The sequence below is a fragment of the Mesorhizobium sp. M7A.F.Ca.CA.004.04.2.1 genome (genome assembly GCF_004022825.1).
Taxonomy (GTDB): Bacteria; Pseudomonadota; Alphaproteobacteria; order Rhizobiales; family Rhizobiaceae; genus Mesorhizobium.
The window spans coordinates 1-2447 of record NZ_RZPH01000917.1 but is presented as its reverse complement, the minus strand read 5'-3'; the positions used below and the strand labels follow the sequence as shown (position 1 = coordinate 2447).

Sequence of the window (2447 nt, the reverse complement as noted above, 5' to 3'; positions counted from 1 at the left end):
TTTCGCGCGGGGATGATTTCGATCGGCTTTTCAGCCTCGGGGAAGAGATCCAGCATGGCGTTCTTTTCTCTCGTCATCCAGCGAATTAGCCGGGCGGACTTCGCGGCGTCCAGTCGAAAGTGCTGATCGTCCGATCAACGTCACCGATGGGATGGCGATCGCCAGGCGAGTGCCGTTCGCACCAGCCTAACGCAACAAGACGTATTGAGCGCCAAGGTGTATTCCGAGCACAGGAACGGAGCGTACTTTTGGGTACGTGAGTTCAGCCCTACCGCGACGCGGGGAAGCGTAGCCATTCGCCGGGCGGCCTCACCTGAATATCGACATACCTAGAGCATCCGCAACAGCGCACCGCCTATCGAATACCCCGCGCCAAAGGCGCAGATCAGGCCGAAATCGCCAGGCTTCATGTCGGCGTGGTTTTCCGACAGCGCGACGATGGCGCCGGCGCCCGCCGTGTTGCCAAGCCGCTCCAGCACCATCGGCGCGCGGTCGTGGTCGACCTCGTGGCCGAACGACAGTTTCAGGATCATCGCATTCATGCGTGCATTGGCCTGATGCAGCCAGAAGCGCCTGATCGCCTGCGGCGTCAGCCCGTGCTCGGCCAGGAATTCGACGATGAATTTCTGCCCGGCAACGGTGACTTCCTTGAACACCTTGTTGCCGACCTGCTTGATCAGATTGCCTTCCAGATTGATCATGTAAGGATCATCCTGGGCGGTGCGGGTGTGATAGCCCAGATTGGTGCGGATGTTGTTCGACATCTGCGTCCAGACGCGCGTGTCGAGCACTTCGAAGCGCCCCGGCCGCTTGTCGCCCTTGGCCAGCCCTTCGACCACCATCGACACCGAAGCGTCGCCGAAGATGAAATGCGTCTGCCGGTCGCGAAAATTGAGATGGCCGGTGATGATCTCGGGCGTCGTCACCAGAATGCGCTTGTGCGCGCCCGACCGCACCAAATTGACGGCTATGTGCAAGGCGGCCGCCGCCGAAGAACAGCCAAGCCCCATGTCAAAGCCCGCGCCCTTCGTCCCCAGCGCCTCCTGCATTTCGATGGCGATCGCCGGATAGGGCCGCTGGTGATGCGAGGCCGAGCAGATCACCAGGTCTATATCCGACGGCTGCAGCCCGGCATGGTCGAGGGCCTTCTTCGCCGAGGCTATGCCGAACTCGGCCTCCAGCGACAGCGCATCGTCGGGCCGTGCGGGAATGCGCGGCGCCATCCGGGTCGGGTCGAGGATGCCCTCGCGCTCGATCACATGACGGGTGCGCACGCCCGAGGCGTGGACGATGAAGTCGCTGTCCGATTTCGGCAGCGGCGGCTCGCCAGTATCCTGGCGACGCGCGTTTTCCAGGTCGACCCAGGCATTGAAGCTGGCGACCAGTTCTTCATTGGTGATTGTGGGTTCGGGGATCTCAACGCCGATGCCGCTGATGATGACGCGATGCATGTCCAGTCCGTCCCATCCGCAGGCGTTGCGGGCTTCATGTGGGCGCCGGAACGCTCCGGCGCAACAGTTTTCTCACCGAGGCGGTTTACGCCGGCTTAAACCAAAGATCTGGGCCGACTGAAGCCGATCCCTCGACATGGCCACAGCCAAAGCCAAGCGGCCCTAAGGCGCCGCGCGACATGGATAATCAAGCTCGTTTTGCGACAATGAAAATGCGCGGAAAGCGCAAGAGCACCTTGCCATCAGCCGTCTTCTGATAGGCCTTGGCGATCTTGGCCGTGTAACATTCGAGGAACATCGCCCTCTCCTCGGCGTCCAGCGGATCGAGGAACGGCTTCAGGCCCGTCGATTTCACCCATTCGACGATCGCCTGCGCGTCGGCAAGCGGATGGTTGTAGATGGTGTGCCAGATATCAAGCCGGTCGCTGAGCGGCGACAGCAGGTCATAGTAGAACGACACCGGCGGCAACGGCCCGCGTGCCGCGCCCTTGAGCTTTTCGGCAAATGGCATTTCGGCGGCGGTCTCCCGCATCAGGCGGTGGGAGTCCTCGCCCAGATTGTCGGGCATCTGGACGGCAAGCGCACCGCCTGGGGCGAGGAAGCCCATCAGCCGCTGGAACACCGCCGGATGGGTAGGCAGCCATTGGAACACAGCATTGGCGAAAATCACGTCGACCGGCTCCGCCGGCTGCCATTCGGAGGCATCGGCGAGATCAAAGGTGACCTCGGGCAGGCGCGCCCGCGCCTTCTCGATCATGTCGGGCGAAGTGTCGAAGCCGCTCACCTCAGCATCCGGCCAGCGCTCGACAAGCAGTTCGGTCGAGTTGCCAGGCCCGCAGCCGATGTCGACGACCCGGCGCGGGAAGTCCACCGGCACCTGCGCGACCAAATCCCGCGCGGGCCGCGTGCGCTCGTCTTCGAATTTCAGATATTGGGCGGCGGACCAATCAGCCATTTGAGCTCCTCATGCTGGTTGAGATCGCCGCCCTAAAACCC

Annotated in this window: 2 protein-coding genes; both read right to left on the bottom strand. The window is 62.6% G+C overall.

Annotated elements, in window-relative coordinates; all coding sequences use genetic code 11:
- Window positions 1-329: 329 nt before the first annotated feature.
- Window positions 330-1451, bottom strand: a complete 1122-nt coding sequence (locus EN893_RS29140) for a beta-ketoacyl-ACP synthase III (protein ID WP_127272443.1) — start codon at window positions 1449-1451, stop codon at window positions 330-332.
- 187 nt (window positions 1452-1638) lie between these two features.
- The gene (gene tam / locus EN893_RS29135; RefSeq protein ID WP_127271532.1) at window positions 1639-2406 is read right to left on the bottom strand and encodes a trans-aconitate 2-methyltransferase; all 768 of its coding nucleotides are present in this window, start codon (window positions 2404-2406) and stop codon (window positions 1639-1641) included.
- Window positions 2407-2447: the final 41 nt, after the last annotated feature.